Here is a 20,486-nt window from a genome sequence, read left to right as displayed (position 1 = left end):
CCCGTGAGGGGACCCGCCGCTCCGGCGCACGCGGCGCGACGTCAGACGACGATCAGCGCATCCAGCGGCGCCCCGCCGAGGACCGGCTCCAGCCGGGCCCGGCCCGGCAGGAACGACAGTTCCATCAGCACCGCGACCCCCGCCACCTCGGCCCCGGCCCGCCGGATCAGCTCCAGCGAGGCCTCGGCCGTACCACCGGTGGCCAGCACGTCGTCGATGACCATGACCCGGTCACCCGGCGCCAGGTCCTCCGCGTGGACCTCGATCTCCGCGGTGCCGTACTCCAGCTCGTACGACTGGGCCAGGGTCGCCCCCGGCAGCTTGCCGGCCTTGCGGACCGGGATGAAGCCGATCCCCGACCGCACCGCGGCCGGGGCCGCCAGGATGAACCCGCGCGCCTCCAGCCCGACGATCTTCGTCGCGCCACGGGCTTCGCACAGCCCCGCCAGCACATCCGTCAGCGCGGAGAACGCCGCCGGGTCCGCCAGCAGCGGGGTGATGTCCTTGAACAGCACGCCCGGCTTCGGGTAGTCCGGTACGTCCTTGATGCGGCTGAGCAGCAGCTCCCGCACCCCTTCGGGCAGGACCGCGCTCACCGGCGCCGCCCCGAAGCCCGACCGCCACGGCCCTGGGCCACGACACCGCTGTCGTCGCCCGTCGCCTCGGAGGCGTCGTCGACCGACTCCCCCTTGGCGTCGGCGGCGGCCCGCTTGGCGAGCACCCGCTTCTTGAGCGCCTTCATGGCCGGCTCGCGCTCCTTGAGGTCGACGACCAGCGGGGTCGCGATGAAGATCGAGGAGTACGCACCGGCGGCGAGACCGACGAACAGCGACAGCGAGATGTCGTTGAGCATGCCCGCGCCGAGGAAGCCGCCGCCGATGAACAGCAGCGCCGCGACCGGGAGCAGCGCCACGACGGTGGTGTTGATCGAGCGGACCAGGGTGCCGTTGATGCTGCGGTTGGCGACCTCGCTGAAGGTCCAGCGGGACTGCTTGGTGATGTCCTTCGACCCCTCCTTGAGACCGTCGAAGACGACGACGGTGTCGTAGAGCGAGTAACCGAGGATGGTCAGCAGACCGATCACGGTGCCCGGGGTGACCTCGAAGCCGACGAGCGCGTACACGCCGACGGTGATGGTGAGGTCGTGGATCAGTGCGATGAGCGCGGCGACGGCCATCCGCCACTCGAAGGCGATCGCGAGGTAGATCACCACGAGGATCATGAAGACGCCGAGGCCGGTCCAGGCCTTGTTGGCGATCTGCTCGCCCCAGCTCGCGCCGACCTGGTCCGAGTTGATGTCCGCCGCGTTGACCTTGAGGTCGGTGGCGAGCTTCTTCTTCACCTCGATGGCGGCGGACGGGTCCAGGTCCGAGATCTGGATGCGCAGGACGCCGGTGCCGAGCTTCTGCACGATCGCGGCGTGCCCGGAGGCCTCCTCGGCCAGACTCGTGGCCTTGGCGACCGAGACGGACGTCTTCGGGGTGGTGAAGACGGCACCGCCCTTGAACTCGATGCCCATGTTGAGGCCTTGTACGGCCAGGGCCACGATCGCCGTGATGGTGATCAGGATGGAAACGCCGTACCAGAGAAAGCGCTTGCCGACGAAGTCGTATCCGACCTCACCGCGGTACAGCTTGGCGCCGAGATCTCCCAGCTTCGACATATCTCACGCCTCCTTTGCGTCGACGGGGGCGGAGACGGTGGCGGCGTCCGTACCGGCACCGGTGCGCCGGGAGCGGCGCAGCGGGGGCTTGGCACCGAGTCGCTTCGGGTCCAGCCCGGACCACGGGTGGCCGCTGGAGAAGAACTTCGTGCGGGCCAGCAGGGTCATGACCGGCTTGGTGAAGAGGAACACCACGACCACGTCGAGGAGGGTGGTGAGACCCAGGGTGAAGGCGAAGCCCTGCACCTTGCCGACGGTGACGATGAAGAGCACCGCGGCCGCCAGGAACGACACGAAGTCGGAGACCAGGATGGTGCGACGGGCGCGCGGCCAGGCCCGCTCGACGGCCGGACGCAGGGTGCGGCCCTCGCGGATCTCGTCGCGGATGCGTTCGAAGTAGACGATGAACGAGTCCGCGGTGATACCGATGGCGACGATCGCGCCGCAGACGGCCGGCAGGTTCAGCGCGAACCCGATGGCCTTCCCGAGCAGCGACATGATCTCGTAGGTGAGGATGCCGGACACCACGAGGCTGATGATCGCGATGAACGCCAGGCCCCGGTAGTAGGCCAGCAGGTAGATCACGACGAGGGCGAGGCCGATGGCGCCGGCGATGAGACCGGCCTTCAACTGCTCGCCACCGAGCGCCGCCGTGACGGTGGTGACGTTGTCCTCCTGGAAGGACAGCGGCAGGGCGCCGTACGAGAGCATGTTGCCCAGGTCCTGTGCGGTCTCCTGGGTGAAGCCGCCGGAGATCTCGGCGCTGCCGCCGGTCAGGGCCTGGCTGACGTAGGGGTCCGAGACGACCTCGTTGTCGAGGACGATCGCGAACTGGTTCTGCGGGGACTGCTTGGTCGCCAGCTCACCGGTGATCTTGGCGAACTTGTCGGAACCCTTGTCGGTGAACTGCATGGTGACGATCCACTGACCGCGCTGGGTGTCGATGACGCCCTTCGCGTCCTTGACGTCCTTGCCGTCCACACCGGCCGGGCCGAGCAGCCACTTGCCCCACGTGTCGCCGCGCTTGCCGCAGGCGAGCGTCGCGTCACCGGGCTTGACGCCCTGGGCGACGGCCGCGCGCTGCTTCTCGTCGGTGCAGTCGAGGGCGATGAACTTCGCCTGCAGGTCGGCGACGGCCGCGTCGGCACCCGACGGGGTCGGGGTGGGGGCCTTGTCGTCTGCCTTCTTCGACTCGCTCGCGGAGGGCGAGGGAGAGGGGCTGCCGGTGGCCATCAGGGCCTCGGGTACGGCGCGGCCCTGGGAAGTGGCGCTGGACGACGGGCTGGGCGACTGGCCCTTGCCATCGGTCTTCGGGGCACCGGAGGTGCTCGCCGAGGGGGACGGGCTGCCGGAGGCACCCGTGGACGGAGTGGGCTGGGGGGCGATCGGCTTGCCGTCCGCGAAGGCGAGGACGGGGCGGAAGTACAGCTGCGCCGTCGTACCGACCTGGTCGCGCGCCTGCTTCTCGTTCGCACCCTTGGGGATGTTCACGATGATGTGGTCGCGGCCCTGGGTCTGGACCTCGGCCTCCGACACGCCGAGACCGTTGACGCGGCGCTCGATGATGCCGACCGCCGTGTTCATGTTGGTCTCGTTGATCGCGTCCGGCTTGCCGGGCTCGCTCTTGGCCTTGAGCGTGATGCTCGTACCGCCCGCGAGGTCGATGCCAAGCCGGGGAGTCGTCTGATGGGTCAGGAACATCCCCGCGGTGAGCGCCACCATCGCGATCAGGATGAGGGCCAGGGCGCGCCCCGGCCTCCCCTGAGCCCCCGTGGGCCGCCGGCCCTTCTTCGGTGCTGCCACCTTGTCGTATCTCCCTGTCCAACCGCCCCGCGCCGGGTCAGCGCGCAGACGGCCACGAAATGTGTGTGGGGACCCCTGCCCCCCGCAGAATCGGGTCACTGAAGGGGACCGCCGCGGCCTCCGGTCAGGCGCCGTGCGGTCCCCCGCCGAGCGCTACTTGGCGCCGGCCTCGCCGTCGGTCTTGCCGTCCTTGGGCTCGTCGGCCGCGGGCGCGTCCTTCTTGCCCAGGTCGAGCTTGGGGGCGTCCGCCGGGTCGGCGTCGGCGGGCTCGTCCTTGAGCAGCGAAGAGGCGTCGTCCGGGACGACCGGCGTGTCGATGTTCAGATCATCGCCGGTGCCGTGGACGATGCGGTTGTACTCCTCGTCCTCCAGAACGGCGCCGATGGCGTTCTTCGCGTAGATCGCGTGGACGCCGGGGGCCACCTCGAGGGTGACGGTGTCGTCGCCGATCTCCTTCACCGTGGCGTACATGCCGCCGATGGTGCGCACGCCGGTGCCGGGGCCCATCTGGTCGCGCATGGAGACCGCCGCCTGCTGCTTCTTCTTGGCGGAACGCGTCATCAGGAACATCGCCCCGATGAGCACGACGAACGGGAGGAAGGTCAAGAGGCTACTGTTCACGGGACGAAGATCCTTCGCACGACCGCACGGGAAGCGGCCTTTTTCTACGGGGGGTGGGCATGCCGGCCGTTACGGCCAGCATCGGCGGAGTCTAGGCGAGTCCACACCGATGGAACAACGCCCAGCATGGCACCGCAGTTCCTGACCCGGCGAACCTCCGCGCCGTCAGGACCCGAACAAGCCACCTTGCCCGGGCGATCCGGTCCCGGGCCGGACCGGCGGGACGAGCCCCAGGTGAGCCCATGCGGCGGGCGTCGCGACCCGTCCCCTGGGCGTCCGCGCCAGCAGTCCCTCCCGCACCAGGAACGGCTCGGCGACCTCCTCGACGGTCTCCCGCTCCTCCCCCACCGCGACGGCGAGGGTCGACAGGCCCACCGGACCGCCGCCGAACAGCTTGAGCAGGGCCTCCAGCACGGCCCGGTCCAGCCGGTCCAAACCGCGCTCGTCCACCTCGTACACCTTCAACGCGGTGGCGGACACCTCGCGGTTGATCACCCCGTCCGCCCGGACCTGCGCGTAGTCGCGGACCCGGCGCAGCAGCCGGTTCGCGATGCGCGGGGTGCCCCGGGAGCGGCCCGCGATCTCGGCGGCGCCCGCGGTGTCGATCTCCACGTCCAGCAGCCGGGCGGAGCGGTGGATGACCCGTTCCAGCTCCTCGGGGGCGTAGAACTCCATGTGCCCGGTGAATCCGAAGCGGTCGCGCAGCGGCGGCGGCAGCAGACCGGCCCGGGTGGTCGCGCCGACCAGGGTGAAGGGGGGCAGTTCCAGCGGGATCGCGGTCGCGCCCGGCCCCTTGCCGACGATCACGTCGACGCGGAAGTCCTCCATGGCCATGTAGAGCATTTCCTCGGCGGGCCGCGACATCCGGTGGATCTCGTCGAGGAAGAGGACCTCGCCCTCCTGGAGGGAGGAGAGGATCGCGGCGAGGTCGCCCGCGTGCTGGATGGCGGGGCCGGAGGTGATCCGGATCGGGGCGCCCATCTCGGCCGCGATGATCATCGAGAGCGTGGTCTTGCCGAGGCCGGGGGCGCCGGAGAGCAGGACGTGGTCGGCGGTGGCGCCGCGCTGGCGGGCCGCCTTGAGGACCAGGTCGAGCTGTTGGCGCACCTTCTCCTGGCCGACGAACTCCTCCAGGTCCTTGGGGCGCAGGGCCGCCTCGACCGCGCTGTCCTCGCCGTCGGCGGCGGCCGCGACGAGCCGGTCCGCCTCGTCGTGGGCGGCGCCCGCCGCTCCGGCGTCCGCCGCGTACGCGCCGTCCTGGTAGGGATCGCTCTCGTCGTACGGGTTCACGGTGTCAGTCTGCCTTCTCGGTCTGTGCGGTTCGTCCGGCGCGTACGGGCGCTCAGCGGGCGCGGTTCAAGGTCTGCAGGGCGGCGCGCAGCAGCTGCGGCACGGGGGCCGGGCCACCGGCGGCCAAGGCGGCCTCGGCCTGCGGGGTCACCGCGGAGACCGCCTCGTCCGCCTCGCGGGAGGCGTAGCCGAGACCGATCAGGGCGGCCTGGAGCTGCTCCGTCCAGGGAGCCGGACCGGCGGCCGCGGCCGCTCGTTGGGCCCCGACCAGGGCGCCCGTGCCGAGCGGCTGGCCGAGCTTGTCCTTCAACTCCAGGAGCAGCTTCTGGGCGCCCTTCTTGCCGATGCCGGGCACCGCCGTCAGGGCCTTCTCGTCCCCGGTGGAGACCGCGAGGCGCAGCGCGTCCGGGCTGTGCACGCCGAGCATGGCCTGGGCCAGGCGCGGACCGACCCCGCTCGCGGTCTGGAGCAGCTCGAAGACCTGGCGTTCGTCGTCGTCCGCGAAGCCGTACAGGGTGAGCGAGTCCTCGCGGACGACCAGGGAGGTGGCGAGCTTCGCCTCCTGGCCCAGCCGCAGTCCGGCGATGGTGTGCGGGGTGCAGTGCACCGCCATGCCCACGCCGCCGACCTCGATGACGGCCGTGGTGGGGGCGAGCGCGGCGACGGCGCCGCTGACGAAGGCGATCATCGGTTACGGCCTTTCGAGGCTCTCTGGGAGGACGGAGCGGACGGAGCGCCGCCGGTACGGGGCGCGGCGGTGGCGTGCGGGGCGCGCGTCGCCGCGTGCAGGGCCACGGCCTGCTGGAGCCGGTTCTGGGCGGGGGCGCGCCAGATGTGGCAGATGGCGAGGGCGAGGGCGTCGGCCGCGTCCGCGGGCTTGGGGGGCGCGTCGAGCCGTAGCAGCCGGGTCACCATGGCCCCGACCTGCGCCTTGTCGGCGCGGCCGCTGCCGGTGACGGCGGCCTTGACCTCACTGGGCGTGTGCAGGACCACGGGCAGTCCGCGGCGGGCGGCGCACAGCATGGCCACGGCGCTGGCCTGCGCGGTCCCCATGACGGTGCTGACGTTGTGCTGGCTGAAGACGCGCTCGACGGCGACCACGTCGGGCCGGTGCTCGTCGAGCCAGGCTTCGAGTCCGACCTCGATCGCGACCAGTCGGTGGCCGATGTCCGCGTCGGGCGGGGTGCGTACGACGCCCACGCCGCGCATGGTCAGCGGTCGGCCCGCGACCCCCTCGACCACGCCCACGCCGCACCGGGTCAGGCCGGGGTCCACCCCGAGCACGCGCACTGGCCCCTCCTTCGTCCGTCCGTTCGTGCAGGCTATCGGGCGCCGCCGACATCGGGCGCGCGCCGGGCGCGCGAACGCCGACGGGCCGTCGGGGAGTCCCCGACGGCCCGTCGTGCGTGGTGGTGATCGGCGCCGATCAGGCGTCGACCTTCTCCATGACCTCGTCGCTGACGTCGAAGTTGGCGAAGACGTTCTGCACGTCGTCGCTGTCCTCCAGCGCGTCGATCAGCTTGAAGATCTTGCGCGCGCCGTCCTCGTCCAGCTCGACCTGCATGGTCGGCAGGAAGTTGGAGTCGGCCGAGTCGTAGTCGATGCCGGCGCTCTGGAGCGCGGTGCGGACCGCGACCAGGTCGGTGGCCTCGCTGATGATCTCGAACTGCTCGCCGAGGTCGTTGACCTCTTCGGCGCCCGCGTCGAGGACCGCGTCGAGGACGTCGTCCTCGCTCAGCTCGCCCTTGGGCAGCAGGACGACGCCCTTGCGGTTGAACAGGTAGGAGACCGAACCCGGGTCGGCCATGGAACCGCCGTTGCGGGTCATGGCGACGCGCACGTCCGAAGCGGCACGGTTGCGGTTGTCGGTGAGGCACTCGATGAGCACCGCGACACCGTTCGGGCCGTAGCCTTCGTACATGATCGTTTCGTAGTCGGCGCCGCCCGCTTCGAGACCGGCACCGCGCTTGAGCGCGGAGTCGATGTTCTTGTTCGGGACGGAGCTCTTCTTGGCCTTCTGAACGGCGTCGAAGAGCGTCGGGTTGCCGTCGAGGTCAGCGCCACCGGTGCGCGCGGCGACCTCGATGTTCTTGATCAGCTTCGCGAAGAGCTTGCCGCGCTTGGCATCGATCACGGCCTTCTTGTGCTTCGTCGTAGCCCATTTAGAGTGGCCGGACATCTGCCTGTCTCCTTCGCGTAACCAACGGTGTTCGCCACAGATCCTACCGGGACTCCTCCCGGGACAGGATCAGGACCCCGCGCGCACCATGTCCACGAAGTAGGCGTGCACCCGGTGGTCTCCCGTGAGCTCCGGGTGGAACGACGTGGCCAGCACGTTGCCCTGCCGCACGGCGACGGTGTGGCCGTCGTACGTCGCGAGCACCTGGGCGGCCGCGCCGACCGACTCGACCCAGGGCGCCCTGATGAAGACGCCCTCGACCGGACCGCCCGCTATCCCGGCGAAGTCGATGGAGGCCTCGAAGGACTCGTTCTGACGGCCGAAGGCGTTGCGGCGGACGATCATGTCGATCCCGCCCAGCGTCTCCTGGTCGTCACGGCCGTCGAGCAGCTTGTCGGCGAGCATGATCATGCCCGCGCAGGTGCCGTAGACCGGCATCCCGGACCGCACGCGCTCGCGCAGCGGCTCCAGCATGCCGAAGAGCACGGCGAGCTTCGACATGGTCGTCGACTCGCCGCCGGGGATCACCAGGGCGTCGACCTCGGCGAGCTCCTCGGGGCGCCGGACCGGCCTGGCCACGGCGTCCGCCGAGGCCAGGGCGATCAGGTGCTCCCGTACGTCGCCCTGGAGTGCCAGGACGCCGATGATCGGGGGATTGTTCATGGGTGGAGTGCCTTACCAGCCGCGGTTGGCGTAGCGCTCGGCCTCGGGCAGGGTGTCGCAGTTGATGCCGACCATGGCCTCGCCCAGGTTGCGGGAAGCGTCCGCGATGACCTTCGGGTCGTCGTAGAAGGTGGTGGCCTTCACGATGGCGGCGGCGCGCTTGGCCGGGTCGCCCGACTTGAAGATGCCGGAGCCGACGAAGACGCCCTCGGCACCGAGCTGGCGCATCAGCGCGGCGTCGGCGGGGGTGGCGACGCCACCGGCCGAGAACAGCACCACGGGGAGCTTGCCGAGCTCGGCGACCTCCTTGACCAGCTCGTACGGGGCGCGCAGGTCCTTGGCGGCGGCGTACAGCTCGTTGTTGTCGAAGCCGCGCAGCCTGGCGATCTCGTTCTTGATCTGGCGCAGGTGGCGGACGGCCTCGACGACGTTGCCGGTGCCGGCCTCGCCCTTCGAGCGGATCATGGCCGCGCCCTCGGCGATGCGGCGCAGGGCCTCGCCCAGGTTGGTGGCGCCGCAGACGAAGGGGGTGGTGAAGGCGAACTTGTCGCTGTGGTTGACCTCGTCGGCCGGGGTCAGGACCTCGGACTCGTCGATGTAGTCGACGCCGAGGGACTGGAGCACCTGGGCCTCGACGAAGTGGCCGATGCGGGACTTCGCCATGACCGGGATGGAGACGGCCTCGATGATCTCTTCGATCATGTTCGGGTCGGACATGCGGGCGACCCCGCCGTCCTTGCGGATGTCGGCCGGGACCCGCTCCAGGGCCATGACGGCCACGGCGCCCGCGTCCTCGGCGATCTTCGCCTGCTCGGCGTTGACCACGTCCATGATCACGCCGCCCTTGAGCTGCTCGGCCATGCCGCGCTTGACGCGAGAGGTGCCGATCTCGGGGTTCTGCGAAGGGGTGGAAAGCGTGCTCACGGAAGGACCTCACTCGAAGGAAGACGGGTACTGCACTGAGCAAACCCTCCGGACCAGTCCACTGCAAGGGCCAATGCACAGCCGGTGGCCTGTACCGCCCGGTCGGCCCAGGGCCGCTCAGGGGCGGTCGGCGAGGTGGGCCGGGGGCTCGTCGTCCATCTCGAAGGCGAGCGGGAAGGGTGCGTGTCCGGCCAACCGGAACCAGCGGACCTTGCGGTGGCGGCGCAGCGCGCGGGCGGCGCGGACGGCGTCGTTGTGGAAGCGCCGGGCCATCGGAACCCGGCGCACGGCGGCCGCCAGCTCCTCCGCGGCGACCTCGCCACCGGGGGCCCGCTTGAGTTCCTCGACCTGGTCGGCGTCCGCGAAGACCGCGCGCAGGGCCTGGGACAGTTCACTTTCGGCCACCTCGCGGTGCTCCTCCTCCACCTGGCGGGCGGCGTGCGCGGCCTCGTAGAGCACGAGGGAGGACGCCGGGTCCAGTACGCCGGAGGTGGCCACCTCCAGGACCACCGAGGCCCGGCGCACGAGCTGTGCGTCGAGCGCGGCCCGGGCGGCGTCCATCCGCGAGTGCAGGCGGTCGAGCCGGCCGGCGGTCCAGCTGAGGTAGACCCCGATGGCGCCGAGCGCCAGGGCGATCCATACGAGGGTTTCGATCACGGGCGGCGACTTTACCTCCCCGCGGACCGCGCCCCGCGCGGCCCGCGCGCCCGGGCGGGGGCGGTCAGGAGAAGGAGGACGGGGTGGCGCCGCCGCGGGTCAGGCCGAGCCGGGCGCGCAGTCCGACGCGTTCGTCCGTGGCCACCGAGGCCGCGCCGTCCGCGACCGTCTCGTACACCGCCAGGACGTCGGCCCCGACCGTGGACCAGTCGAAGCGCCGCACGTGGGCGGAGCCCCGGGCGCTCAGCCCGGCCCGCCGCTCGGGATCGCGCAGCAGCGCGATCGCGCCCGCGGCCAGCGCGTCGGCGTCCTCGTTGGCGAACAGCTCCCCCGCCGCACCCTTGTCCAGCACCTGGGCGAAGGCGTCCAGGTCCGAGGCCAGCACCGGGGCGCCGGCGGAGAGCGCCTCGACCAGGATGATCCCGAAGCTCTCGCCGCCGGTGTTGGGGGCGACGTACACGTCGACGCTGCGCAGCAGCCGCGCCTTGTCCTCGTCGGAGACCATGCCGAGGAACTCCACGCGCTCGCGCAGGGCGGGCGGCAGCGAGGCGACCGCCTCCTCCTCGTCACCGCGGCCGGCGACCAGCAGCCGCACGTCCGGGCAGGCCTCCACGATCTTCGGGAAGGCGGCCATCAGCACCGGCATCCCCTTGCGGGGTTCGTCGATGCGGCCGATGAAGCCGAGCGTGGCGCCCTGCCACTCGGGCTTCGGTTCGGCGGCGGCGAAGAAGTCGACGTCGACGCCGTTGGGGATGACGACGGCGTCCCCGCCGAGGTGTTCCACCAGCGTGCGCCGGGCGTACTCGCTCACCGCGATCCGCGCGCTGATCTTCTCCAGCGCGGGCTGCAGGATCGGGTACGCGGCGATCATGGCGCGCGAGCGCGGGTTCGAGGTGTGGAAGGTGGCCACGATCGGGCCCTGGGCCGCCCAGCAGGCGAGCAGGCCGAGCGAGGGCGAGGTCGGCTCGTGGATGTGGATGACGTCGAAGGTGCCCTCGTGCAGCCAGCGGCGCACCCGCGCCGCCGAGATGAAGCCGAAGTTCAGCCGGGCCACCGAGCCGTTGTAGGGCACCGGCACCGCGCGGCCCGCCGAGACCACGTACGGCGGCAGCGGGGTGTCCTCCTCCGCGGGGGCGAGCACCGACACCTGGTGACCGCGCTCGATCAGGTGTTCCGCCAGGTCACGGATGTGGAACTGGACGCCGCCGGGGACGTCCCAGGAGTACGGGCAGACGATGCCGATCTTCATCCGGTGCCCTCCTCGCGGTCTGTCGACGCCACCGGCTCCCGGGGTCCGAGGCCTTCGAGGTCCTCCAACCACAGCCGCTGGAGCATGTGCCAGTCCTCGGGGTGCTCGGCGATCCCGGCGGCGAAGGCGTCGGCCACCGCCTGGGTCATCGCCGCCGTCTTCTCGTCCCGGGTGCCGGTCCCCGGTTCGGACACCGGCGGGTGGAAGCGGCCCCGCATCACCGGAGCGTCCTCGTACCAGAGGGTCACGGGCACCAGCAGGGCGCCGGTCTGCTGGGCGAGCAGCGCCGGACCGGCGGGCATCCGGGCCGTGGACCCGAAGAAGTCCACCTCGACGCCGGAGGAGGACAGGTCCCGGTCGGCGACCAGGCAGATCAGTCCGCCGGAGCGCAGCCGGCGGGCGAGGGTCCCGAAGGCGGCGCCGCCGCTGTGCGGCAGCACCTCCATGCCGAGGCTCTCGCGGTAGGCCACGAACCGGTCGTACAGGCTCTCCGGCTTGAGGCGTTCCGCGACCGTGGTGAACGGGATGCCGTGGTGACTGGTGACCCAGGCCCCGGCGAGGTCCCAGTTGGCCAGGTGCGGCAGCGCGATGATCACGCCGCGACCGGCGGCCATGCCGTCGAGCAGGACCTGCTCGTCGGTCATGACGACTTCCCTGCCGAACCGTTCCTTGTTCATCGCGGGCAGCCGGAAGGATTCCATCCAGTAGCGCATGTACGAGCGCATGCCCGCCCGGGACAGCTCCCGCAGCCGCTCCGGCCCGGCCCCGGGCACCACCCGGGCCAGGTTCGCCTCCAGCCGCAGCACGCTCTTGCCGCGGCGCTTCCAGGTGCGGTCCGCGATCGTGCGGCCGAGCGCCGCCGCCGTCGGTTCCGGCAGCTTCTTGACCGCGGCCCAGCCGAGCCCGAAGAGCCCGTCCGTCAGCCGGTCCGCCAGCGCGCCCATCAGGCGGCGCCGCCCTCGGCGGCGGCAGCGGCGGCGTCGGCCTCCGCCGCCTCGCGGCGCACGGTCACCACCCGCTGGATCAGCGTCACCAGCGAGCCGACCGCGACCACCCAGAGCGCGACGGGCAGCAGCACGCCGATCCAGGAGGGCACGCCGAAGGTCTCCAGGCCCGACAGACCGGCCGCGACCAGCGTGATCACCAGGCGCTCGGCACGCTCGACCAGCCCGTTGACGGCCACCGGCAGGCCGATCGCCTCGCCCCGGGCCTTGGTGTACGAGACCACCTGGCCGCTCGCCAGGCAGAAGATGGCCACGGCGCACAGCATGTTGTCGTGGCCCGATCCGGCGTACCAGAGCGCCAGGCCACCGAAGATCGCGGAGTCCGCCACCCGGTCCAGCGTCGAGTCCAGGAACGCGCCCCACCGGCTGGAGACCCCGGCCTGGCGCGCCATGTTCCCGTCGACCAGGTCGGAGAACACGAAGAGGGTGATCGTGATCGTGCCCCAGAAGAACTCTCCCCGTGGGAAGAAGACCAGCGCTCCGGCCATCACTCCGGCCGTGCCGATCAGGGTGACCGCGTCCGGGCTCACCCCCCGACGGAGCAGAAACGCGGCGAACGGTGTGAGGACACGCGTAAAGAATGCACGCGCGTACTTGTTCAGCATGGCCTTCCCAGGGGGTCGCTGGGCCGCACGGCCACCACGGCCACCGGCTGGCCCATCGTAGCCAGCGCCCGGGGCCCGCACCGCCGCGCACCCACCGTGGGCCCGAAGGCAATACCCGGATCGCGCCACGGAGGCGCCCGACCGGGGGTGGCCGGGTACGACGTATGGACGCAGTGTGACGCCAGTGCAAAGCTCGAAGGATCCCACCTCGCCGTTGCACCGGGAGGAACGAGAATCATGGGTGACAAGACGCAGCAATCCGGGGCCGCCGGCAGGGCACTGACGGCCGACCGCCCCTCCGCGATACGCAATGTGGTGCTGGTCGGCCACAGTGGAGCCGGAAAGACCACCCTGGTCGAAGCCCTCGCCCTGACCGCCGGAGCCGTCGGCCGGGCGGGCCGGGTCGAGGACGGCGCGACCGTCTCCGACTACGACGAGATCGAGCACCGGCGCCAGCGCTCGGTCCAGCTCTCGCTCGTCCCCGTCGCCTGGGGCGGCATCAAGATCAACATCCTGGACACCCCCGGATACGCCGACTTCGTCGGAGAACTCAGGGCCGGTCTGCGCGCCGCGGACGCGGCCCTCTTCGTCGTCTCGGCCGCCGAGGGCGCCGCGGACGGCGGCGACGGCGCCGGCCTGTCCGGCGCGACCCGGATGGTCTGGGACGAGTGCGCGGCCGTCGGGATGCCCCGCGCCATCGTCGTCACCCACCTCGAGGCCGCCCGCGCCGACTACGACCGGATGGCCGCCGTCTGCGGCGAGACCTTCGGCCCCGACGACCCCGACGCCGTCATCCCGCTCTACCTGCCGCTGCACGGCCCCGTCGGGCCCGACGGCCACGCCCCCGTCGCGGGGCTGCTCGGCCTGCTCTCGCGGCGCGTGTACGACTACACCTCCGGCGAACGGGTCGAGCGCGACCCCGACCCCGCCGAGCTGGCCCTGATCACCGACGCCCGGGCCCGCCTGATCGAGGGGATCATCGCCGAGAGCGAGGACGAGACCCTCATGGACCGCTACCTCGGCGGCGAGGAGATCGACCTCAAGACCCTCGTCGACGACCTGGAGCGCGCCGTCGCCCGCGGCACCTTCCACCCCGTGCTGATGGCCGCGCCCGCCGCCGAGGGCGCCCGCCAGGGCCTCGGCACGGTCGAACTCCTGGAACTGATCACGGGCGGCTTCCCCACCCCCCTCGAACGCCCGGCCCTCGCCGTCACCGACCCCGGCGGCGCCCCCCGCCCCGCCGTCACCTGCGACCCCGACGGCCCGCTGCTCGCCGAGGTCGTCAAGACCTCCTCCGACCCCTACGTCGGCCGGGTCTCCCTGGTCCGCGTCTTCTCCGGCACCCTGCGCCCCGAGGAGACCCTGCACGTCTGCGGCCACTTCCCCGGCGCCGACGGGGCGGCCCCCCGCGACCTGCACGAGGCCGACGAGCGCGTCGGCACCCTCACCTCCCCCTTCGGCAAGCAGCAGCGCACCCTCACCCACGGCATCGCGGGCGACCTCGCGTGCGTGGCGAAACTCACGCACGCCGAGACCGGCGACACCCTCTCCGCGAAGGCCCGCCCGCTCCTCATGGAGCCCTGGGCGATGCCCGACCCGCTGCTCCCCCTCGCCATCGAGGCCCACAGCAAGGCCGACGAGGACAAGCTCTCCCAGGGGCTCGCCCGGCTCGTCGCCGAGGACCCCACGATGCGCCTGGAGCAGAACCCGCACACCCACCAGCTCGTCCTGTGGTGCCTGGGCGAGGCCCACCAGGAGGTCGCCCTGGAGCGGCTGCGCAGCCGCTACGGCGTCCGGGTCGACGCCGTCCCCCACCGGGTGAGCCTGCGCGAGACCTTCGGCGCCAAGGCCACCGGGCGCGGCCGGCACGTCAAACAGTCCGGCGGCCACGGCCAGTTCGCCATTTGCGAGATCGACGTCGAGCCGCTGCCGGCGGGCAGCGGCATCGAGTTCGTGGACAAGGTGGTCGGCGGCGCCGTCCCGCGCCAGTTCATCCCGTCCGTCGAGAAGGGAGTACGGGCCCAGGCCGCCCGCGGCGTGGCCGCCGGGTACCCGCTCGTCGACGTACGGATCACCCTGCGCGACGGCAAGGCGCACTCCGTGGACTCCTCGGACGCGGCCTTCCAGACCGCGGGCGCGCTCGCCCTGCGCGAGGCGGCCGCCGAAGCCGAGATCCACCTCCTCGAACCCGTCGCCGAACTCACCGTCCTGGTCCCCGACGCCTACGTGGGCCCCGTCATGAGCGACCTCGCCGGACGCCGCGGCCGGGTCGTCGGCACCGAACCGGCGGGCCCCGGACGCTCCGTGGTGCGCGCCGAGATCCCCGAGATCGAGATCGGCCGCTACGCCGTGGAACTGCGCTCGGTCTCCCACGGCACCGGCGGCTTCCGCCGCGGCTACGCCCGCCACGAGCCCATGCCGCCGCACCTCGCGGACAAGATGCGCGAACAGGCCGAGAAAGGTAACTAGTTGACATAGCGCCCGGGGTACCGCCCACCCAACCCGCTTGCGGAGGGCGGTATTTCCCTGTCCCATGACCATCGGGGGACGACCCTCGCTAGGCTCTTTCAGGCTCGGCGGGGCGGGGCAGAACATCGGGTGACGGGACACCGAACAGCGGGACACCGGGCACGCACGAAGGCACAGCGATGGGGGCAGCGGTGGCGGACGACGGTTTCGACTTCAGGCCGGGGGCGCAGATCCCCCTCCAGGGCGGTGGCGGCCAGACCGCGGCGACCAACGCGCTGGCCTCCGCCGCGTACCGCGACGGCAAGCCGGACGAGATACTCAAAGCCAACAACGAGCACTACGAATCCACCGTGAAGAAGGGGAAGCTCTCCCTCTTCGAGCCCAACTTCGGCGAGGCCTTCTGCCGGGCGGTCGAGGCCCGCATGCTCGGCGCCGGCCGCAAGCCGCTGATCCAGTCCTTCGGCGCCGACCCGCAGACCGTCGTCGAGCACTGCCTCGCCGCCTCCCGCCTGCGCAAGGAGCGCGACCGCAAGCTCCGCCTGATCATGCTGGTCTGCGGCGTGCTCTTCCTGCCCGGACTGCTCCTGTGGCTGGGCCTGTTCCAGTTGCGCAAGTCCCTCGCCGGGAACGCGGGCAAGCGCGCCTCCTGGATGGGCACCGCGCTCCTCGTCGGCGTCGCGCTCGTGGTGGCGGTGCTGATGTTCCGGCTGCCGTTCACCGGATTCTGGGGCCTGTACCTGCGGGCGATGGTCATCGCCCCGGCCGTGGGGTGGCTGTTGGCCTCTCGGATCGCCGAGGCCGCCGCCAAGGACATGCGCGCCCGGTGGGACGGCCTGCTCGGCGGGGCCTCCGTCGGGGCCAAGATCCCCGAGGCGGTCCCCGGCAACCCCGACGAGACCTCCCGCGAGGACCTGCGCCACCAGCTCGCGAAGCTCACCGCCGAGGGCCGCAGCAACTCCGTCTTCTACGCCGGCCCCAAGGGCATCCTGGGCATGGGCACCCGCTGGGGCAGCTGGCAGTTGGCGGAGGACCTCGCGCCCAAGACGGAGGGCGCCGAGATCCACCCCTTCCGCAGTTGGGACGTGGTCCGCGCGATCCAGGACCAGCTGCGCATGCTGGAACGCGGCCCGCTGCACACGGGCGGCTTCCCGCCGCCGTCCATCACGCACTGGATCGTCACCCCGGTCGGCGAGGGCGCCAAGGAGGTCGCCCGCCCCACCGGCGCGGACGTCGACACCTTCCTCATCAAGCAGCACGAGGTCACCCGCATCTGCAACGAGCAGCAGTTCGGCGCGGGCAACCGGCACTACCTCGGGGTCCAATGGCCGCTGTGGGACGGCCAGTTGGTGATCACGATGATGGTGACCGTGACCGTGCTCTACAAGACCCTGCGCGTCGACGTCACCGCCCACTCCCTCGGCCCGGTGCACGGCCTGTTCACCACCAAGTCGGCGCCGAAGACCACCGAGGTCGCCAAGACCGTCCGGTTCTGGGAGACCGTGGAGCGCACCCACGCCCTCGTGGACGCCTCCGAGGTGGTGCGCCTCGCGGTCCGCGCGCCCTTCACCTGGTACCCGCCGCTGCTCGACTTCCTGGGCGGCAAGCTGGTCCTGCCCGAGCCGTTCGGCGTCCGGCACGTGTGGGCCGGTTCGATGTGGCGGCACCGGTTCATGGCCGACGACGCGATGCGCACGGCCACGCCGGTGCTGCGGGCGGTGCACGCGGCCGCCATGCGCGTCCTGGACGAGAACGGCGTCGACACCGACCGCTTCGCGAACCGCTCGATGATCGTGAGCGGCATGGTCCAGGACGCCTCGCCGCGCAAGGCCGACGCCTACGACGCCTGACCCGCCCCCGGTCCACGTCCGCCCCGCCCCGCCTCGGCCTCCGCCGGTGCGGGGCGGTCTGCGTTCCGACGGGCCAGCGGGCCGGCGTTCCAGCGGGCCGGCGTTCCAGCGGGGAAAACAAGAAAGGCAAGGAGGTGAAACCACTCCTTGCCACTCCTAACTTATAGCGCACCGGGGGGCTTGCGGCAAGGCCCCGGTGGCGGGGCAGAATCGCCCATCCACCCCCCTGCCGCCCCGCTTTGGAGATCCGCCACGTGCGACCGCTGCCGTCCCCGACCACCCGTGCGTTCGACCTGCCCGACCACCTCGGCCCCAAGGCCGACCCGGCCCTGATCGGTGGCGACGAACGCCACTTCGCCGCCATCTCGGCGAGCCTCGACCGGACGATCGCCGAGCTGTCCGACCAGCTCGCGGCCGCGCGCCGGGCGCCCGGCGGGATCGGCCGCGGGGCGATGGACCGGGACGCGGAGATCCACCGCCTGACCGCGCGCCTGCACACCCTGCGCCGTTTCGGCCTCGACCTGTGCCTGGGGCACTTCGTCCCCGCGGACGGCTCGGCGCCCGTCCACGTCGGACGCCTCGGCCTCACCGACGGCCACGGCCACCGCCTGCTCCTCGACTGGCGCTCCCCCGCCGCCGAACCGTTCTTCGCGGCCACCCACGGCAACCCGATGGGGCTGGCGAGCCGCCGCCGGTACCGCTGGACCCGCGGCCGGATCACCGACTACTGGGACGAGGTGTTCAGCGCCGACGCGCTCGAGGGCCGCGCCGCGCTCGACGACCAGTCCGCCTTCATCGCCAGCCTCGGCAGCAGCCGCTCGGACCGGATGCGCGACGTGCTCGCCACCATCCAGGCCGACCAGGACGCGATCGTGCGGGCCGGCTCGCGCGGCGCCCTCGTCGTCGACGGCGGCCCGGGCACCGGCAAGACCGTCGTCGCCCTGCACCGCGCCGCCTACCTGCTGTACTCCGACCCCCGCCTCGGCCACCGCCGCGGCGGCGTGCTCTTCGTCGGCCCGCACCAGCCCTACCTCGCCTACGTCGCCGACGTCCTGCCCGGCCTCGGCGAGGAGGGCGTACGGACCTGCACCCTGCGCGACCTCGTGCCCGAGGGCGCCGCCGCCCCGGCCGAGCAGGACCCCGCGGTGGCCCGCCTGAAAGGGGCGGCGGAGCTGGTCGGGGCGATCGAGCCGGCCGTCCGCCTGTACGAGGAGCCGCCCACCGAGGGCACGACGGTCTCGACCCCCTGGTCCGACCTCTGGCTGGGCCCCGCCGACTGGGCGGCCGCCTTCGACGCGGTCGAGCCCGGCACCGCGCACAACGAGGCGCGGGAGCAGATCCTGGAGGAGCTGCTCGCGATCCTCGTGGACAAGGACGACAGCGGCGCCGCGCCCCACCTGCTGCGGCGCGCGCTGCTCCAGGACGAGGAGCTGATCGGGACGCTGCGGCGCGCCTGGCCGATGCTGGACGCGGGCGACCTGGTCGGCGACCTGTGGTCGGTGCCCGCGTACCTGCGCAGGTGCGCGCCGTGGCTCGCCCCCGAGGACGTGCGCGCGCTCCAGCGCGCGGACGCCCGCGCCTGGACCCTCTCCGACCTGCCGTTCCTGGACGCGGCGCGGGCACGGCTCGGCGACCCGGAGGCCGCCGGGCGCAGGCGCCGGGGCGAAGCCGCTGCCGCGGCCGAACGCGCCCGCCGGGCCGAGGCCATCGACAGCCTGCTGCAGAACGCTGTGATCGAGGAGGACGAGGGCGCGCTCGGCATGCTGCACGGGCGGGACCTGCGGGACGCCCTGGTCGAAGGCGGCGCGTCGGCCGGTAGCGAGGTCGATCCGCTGCTGGGACCGTTCGCGCACGTGGTGGTGGACGAGGCCCAGGAGCTGACCGGGGCCGAGTGGCAGATGCTGCTGCTGCGCTGCCCGTCCCGCAGCTTCACGATCGTCGGGGACCGCGCCCAGGCCCGCCGCGGGTTCACCGGGTCGTGGCGGGAACGGCTGGAGCGGGCCGGGCTCGACCGGATCACCGTGGCGTCCCTGAGCGTCAACTACCGGACACCGCGGGAGGTGATGGCGCAGGCGGAACCGGCCATCCGGGCCGTGCTCCCGGACGCCAACGTGCCGACCTCCGTGCGCAGCAGCGGCATCCCCGTCGTCCACGGGTCGGTCACGGAACTGGCCGCGGTCCTCGACGACTGGCTCGCGGCGAACGCCGAGGGGACCGCCTGCGTCATCGGCGCCCCCGCGTTCCGGGCGACGGACCGCGTGCGGTCACTGACGCCGGAGCTGTCGAAGGGACTCGAGTTCGACCTGGTCGTCCTCGTCGATCCGGACGCCTTCGGCGAGGGCGTCGAGGGCGCCGTCGACCGCTACGTCGCGACGACCCGCGCGACCCGGCAGCTCGTCGTCCTGACGAGCGGGTAGCGCGCCGCGGTCAGCCCGCGCCGAGCGGCGCGGCGTCCTCGGCGTCGAGCTGGTGGTCCGCCCAGACGTAGCTCGCGGGCAGCAGGTCGGCGATGGGGACGGAGCGCGGTTCGCCCTTCACCTCGACGATGACCTCGATGGTCGGGAAGTAGTCGAGCAGGACCTGGCGGCAGCGGCCGCAGGGCGGCACGATCCCGCGGTCCCGGTCGCCGACGGCCACGATCGTCGCCAGGTCGTGGGCGCCCTGGGCCGCGGCGGCGCCGATGACGACGAGCTCCGCGCAGGGGCCGCCGGTGAAGTGGTAGGCGTTCACGGCCGTGACGATCCGGCCGTCCCGGTCGCGGGCCGCGGCGGCCATGGTGTGGTTGTCGCCGCGGCAGCGCGTGGCCGCGACCTGCGCCGCCGCGGCCACCAGCTCGTGGTCGACCGCGCCGGTCCGCTCGCCCGGCACTAGTCGACCGGCCAGGAGTCGGCGAGCATCTGCCGCGTGTCGGCGAGGAGTTGCGGCAGGACCTTGGTGTGGCCGACCACCGGCATGAAGTTCGTGTCCCCGCCCCAGCGCGGCACGATGTGCTGGTGCAGGTGCGCGGCGATGCCGGCTCCGGCGGCGGCGCCCTGGTTCATCCCGATGTTGAAGCCGTGCGCGCCGGAGGCCTTGCGCAGCGCGACCATGGCCCGCTTGGTCAGGTCGGCGAGTTCGGCGGTCTCGGGGCCGTCCAGCTCGGTGTAGTCGGCGACGTGCCGGTAGGGGACGACCATGAGGTGTCCGCCGTTGTACGGGTAGAGGTTCAGCACGGCGTACACGTGCTTGCCCCGGGCCACGACCAGCCCGTCCGCGTCGGACATCTCCGGAATACCGCAGAAGGGACAGCCGTCCCCGGCCTCCGGGCCGGTCGGCTTGTTCTCCCCTTGGATGTACGCCATCCGGTGGGGCGTCCACAGCCGCTGGAACGCGTCCTGCGTGCCGACACCGATCTGCTGCTCCGGCTCACTCGTCATGGGATGCAGCATATGACCTTGCCGCGACGGACGAGGAAGGCCCCCGGGAAGTGATCACTTCCCGGGGGCCTTCCTCGTGCGGATCAGCCGTGGATC

19 protein-coding genes are annotated in these 20,486 nt (G+C 72.2%); 3 read left to right on the top strand and 16 right to left on the bottom strand.

What is annotated here, in order from left to right; genetic code table 11:
* Nucleotides 1-41: 41 nt before the first annotated feature.
* From ACFWAR_RS31210 to pgsA, 14 genes are all read right to left on the bottom strand, one after another.
* The gene (locus tag ACFWAR_RS31210; RefSeq protein WP_385784344.1) at nt 42-584 is read right to left on the bottom strand and encodes an adenine phosphoribosyltransferase; all 543 of its coding nucleotides are present in this window, start codon (nt 582-584) and stop codon (nt 42-44) included.
* A gap of 8 nt (nt 585-592) precedes the next feature.
* Complete coding sequence (gene secF / locus ACFWAR_RS31205) at nt 593-1,663, bottom strand: protein translocase subunit SecF (RefSeq protein WP_385784335.1); 1,071 nt, start codon at nt 1,661-1,663, stop codon at nt 593-595.
* A 3-nt stretch (nt 1,664-1,666) separates the two neighbouring features.
* A complete protein-coding gene (secD, locus tag ACFWAR_RS31200) occupies nt 1,667-3,466 on the bottom strand; it encodes a protein translocase subunit SecD (RefSeq protein WP_385784333.1) in 1,800 nt (599 codons plus the stop codon).
* Nucleotides 3,467-3,619: 153 nt separating this feature from the next.
* On the bottom strand, nt 3,620-4,087 hold the full coding sequence (gene yajC / locus ACFWAR_RS31195; RefSeq protein WP_385784331.1) for a preprotein translocase subunit YajC: 468 nt from the start codon (nt 4,085-4,087) through the stop codon (nt 3,620-3,622).
* Nucleotides 4,088-4,252: 165 nt separating this feature from the next.
* Complete coding sequence (gene ruvB / locus ACFWAR_RS31190) at nt 4,253-5,377, bottom strand: Holliday junction branch migration DNA helicase RuvB (RefSeq protein ID WP_385784328.1); 1,125 nt, start codon at nt 5,375-5,377, stop codon at nt 4,253-4,255.
* Between the two features lie 52 nt (nt 5,378-5,429).
* The gene (ruvA, locus tag ACFWAR_RS31185) at nt 5,430-6,065 is read right to left on the bottom strand and encodes a Holliday junction branch migration protein RuvA (RefSeq protein ID WP_385784325.1); all 636 of its coding nucleotides are present in this window, start codon (nt 6,063-6,065) and stop codon (nt 5,430-5,432) included.
* Complete coding sequence (gene ruvC, locus ACFWAR_RS31180) at nt 6,062-6,667, bottom strand: crossover junction endodeoxyribonuclease RuvC (protein ID WP_385784322.1); 606 nt, start codon at nt 6,665-6,667, stop codon at nt 6,062-6,064. The genes ruvA and ruvC overlap by 4 nt, the downstream gene beginning before the upstream one ends.
* A 136-nt stretch (nt 6,668-6,803) precedes the next feature.
* Nucleotides 6,804-7,556, bottom strand: a complete 753-nt coding sequence (locus tag ACFWAR_RS31175) for a YebC/PmpR family DNA-binding transcriptional regulator (RefSeq protein WP_354382564.1) — start codon at nt 7,554-7,556, stop codon at nt 6,804-6,806.
* Between the two features lie 69 nt (nt 7,557-7,625).
* The gene (gene pdxT, locus ACFWAR_RS31170) at nt 7,626-8,219 is read right to left on the bottom strand and encodes a pyridoxal 5'-phosphate synthase glutaminase subunit PdxT (RefSeq protein WP_385784319.1); all 594 of its coding nucleotides are present in this window, start codon (nt 8,217-8,219) and stop codon (nt 7,626-7,628) included.
* A gap of 12 nt (nt 8,220-8,231) precedes the next feature.
* Nucleotides 8,232-9,143, bottom strand: coding sequence for a pyridoxal 5'-phosphate synthase lyase subunit PdxS (gene pdxS, locus ACFWAR_RS31165; RefSeq protein WP_385784316.1), 912 nt, complete (start codon nt 9,141-9,143; stop codon nt 8,232-8,234).
* A gap of 117 nt (nt 9,144-9,260) precedes the next feature.
* Entirely contained in the window at nt 9,261-9,800 is a 540-nt protein-coding gene (locus ACFWAR_RS31160) for a hypothetical protein (protein WP_385784314.1), read from the bottom strand.
* Nucleotides 9,801-9,864: 64 nt separating this feature from the next.
* Nucleotides 9,865-11,049 carry a glycosyltransferase family 4 protein gene (locus tag ACFWAR_RS31155; RefSeq protein WP_385784311.1) on the bottom strand — a complete coding sequence of 395 codons (1,185 nt, stop codon included), beginning with the start codon at nt 11,047-11,049 and terminating at the stop codon, nt 9,865-9,867.
* Complete coding sequence (locus tag ACFWAR_RS31150; protein WP_385784308.1) at nt 11,046-11,993, bottom strand: phosphatidylinositol mannoside acyltransferase; 948 nt, start codon at nt 11,991-11,993, stop codon at nt 11,046-11,048. Before ACFWAR_RS31150 ends, ACFWAR_RS31155 begins: the two co-directional genes overlap by 4 nt.
* Complete coding sequence (gene pgsA, locus ACFWAR_RS31145) at nt 11,993-12,658, bottom strand: phosphatidylinositol phosphate synthase (RefSeq protein WP_385784305.1); 666 nt, start codon at nt 12,656-12,658, stop codon at nt 11,993-11,995. The genes ACFWAR_RS31150 and pgsA overlap by 1 nt, the downstream gene beginning before the upstream one ends.
* A gap of 237 nt (nt 12,659-12,895) precedes the next feature.
* Here pgsA and ACFWAR_RS31140 point away from each other — a divergent pair, with 237 nt between their 5' ends.
* The 3 genes from ACFWAR_RS31140 (at nt 12,896) to helR (ending at nt 19,391) form a co-directional block, all read left to right on the top strand.
* The gene (locus ACFWAR_RS31140) at nt 12,896-15,127 is read left to right on the top strand and encodes an elongation factor G-like protein EF-G2 (protein ID WP_385784302.1); all 2,232 of its coding nucleotides are present in this window, start codon (nt 12,896-12,898) and stop codon (nt 15,125-15,127) included.
* A gap of 179 nt (nt 15,128-15,306) precedes the next feature.
* A complete protein-coding gene (locus tag ACFWAR_RS31135) occupies nt 15,307-16,974 on the top strand; it encodes a hypothetical protein (protein WP_385784300.1) in 1,668 nt (555 codons plus the stop codon).
* A 263-nt stretch (nt 16,975-17,237) separates the two neighbouring features.
* Nucleotides 17,238-19,391: an RNA polymerase recycling motor ATPase HelR gene (gene helR, locus ACFWAR_RS31130; RefSeq protein ID WP_385784341.1), complete on the top strand. Its 2,154-nt coding sequence runs from the start codon at nt 17,238-17,240 to the stop codon at nt 19,389-19,391.
* Between the two features lie 10 nt (nt 19,392-19,401).
* Here the strand turns inward: helR and ACFWAR_RS31125 are convergent, their stop codons facing one another.
* The gene (locus ACFWAR_RS31125) at nt 19,402-19,842 is read right to left on the bottom strand and encodes a cytidine deaminase family protein (protein WP_385784297.1); all 441 of its coding nucleotides are present in this window, start codon (nt 19,840-19,842) and stop codon (nt 19,402-19,404) included.
* Nucleotides 19,842-20,402 carry an HIT family protein gene (locus ACFWAR_RS31120; RefSeq protein ID WP_385784295.1) on the bottom strand — a complete coding sequence of 187 codons (561 nt, stop codon included), beginning with the start codon at nt 20,400-20,402 and terminating at the stop codon, nt 19,842-19,844. The genes ACFWAR_RS31125 and ACFWAR_RS31120 overlap by 1 nt, the downstream gene beginning before the upstream one ends.
* Between the last annotated feature and the right edge of the window lie 84 nt (nt 20,403-20,486).

It is taken from the genome of Streptomyces sp. NPDC059917, assembly GCF_042730635.1.
Classification (GTDB): Bacteria; Actinomycetota; Actinomycetes; order Streptomycetales; family Streptomycetaceae; genus Streptomyces.
The sequence above is the reverse complement of the archived record's forward strand: the minus strand, read 5'-3'. Positions and strand labels throughout refer to the sequence as shown.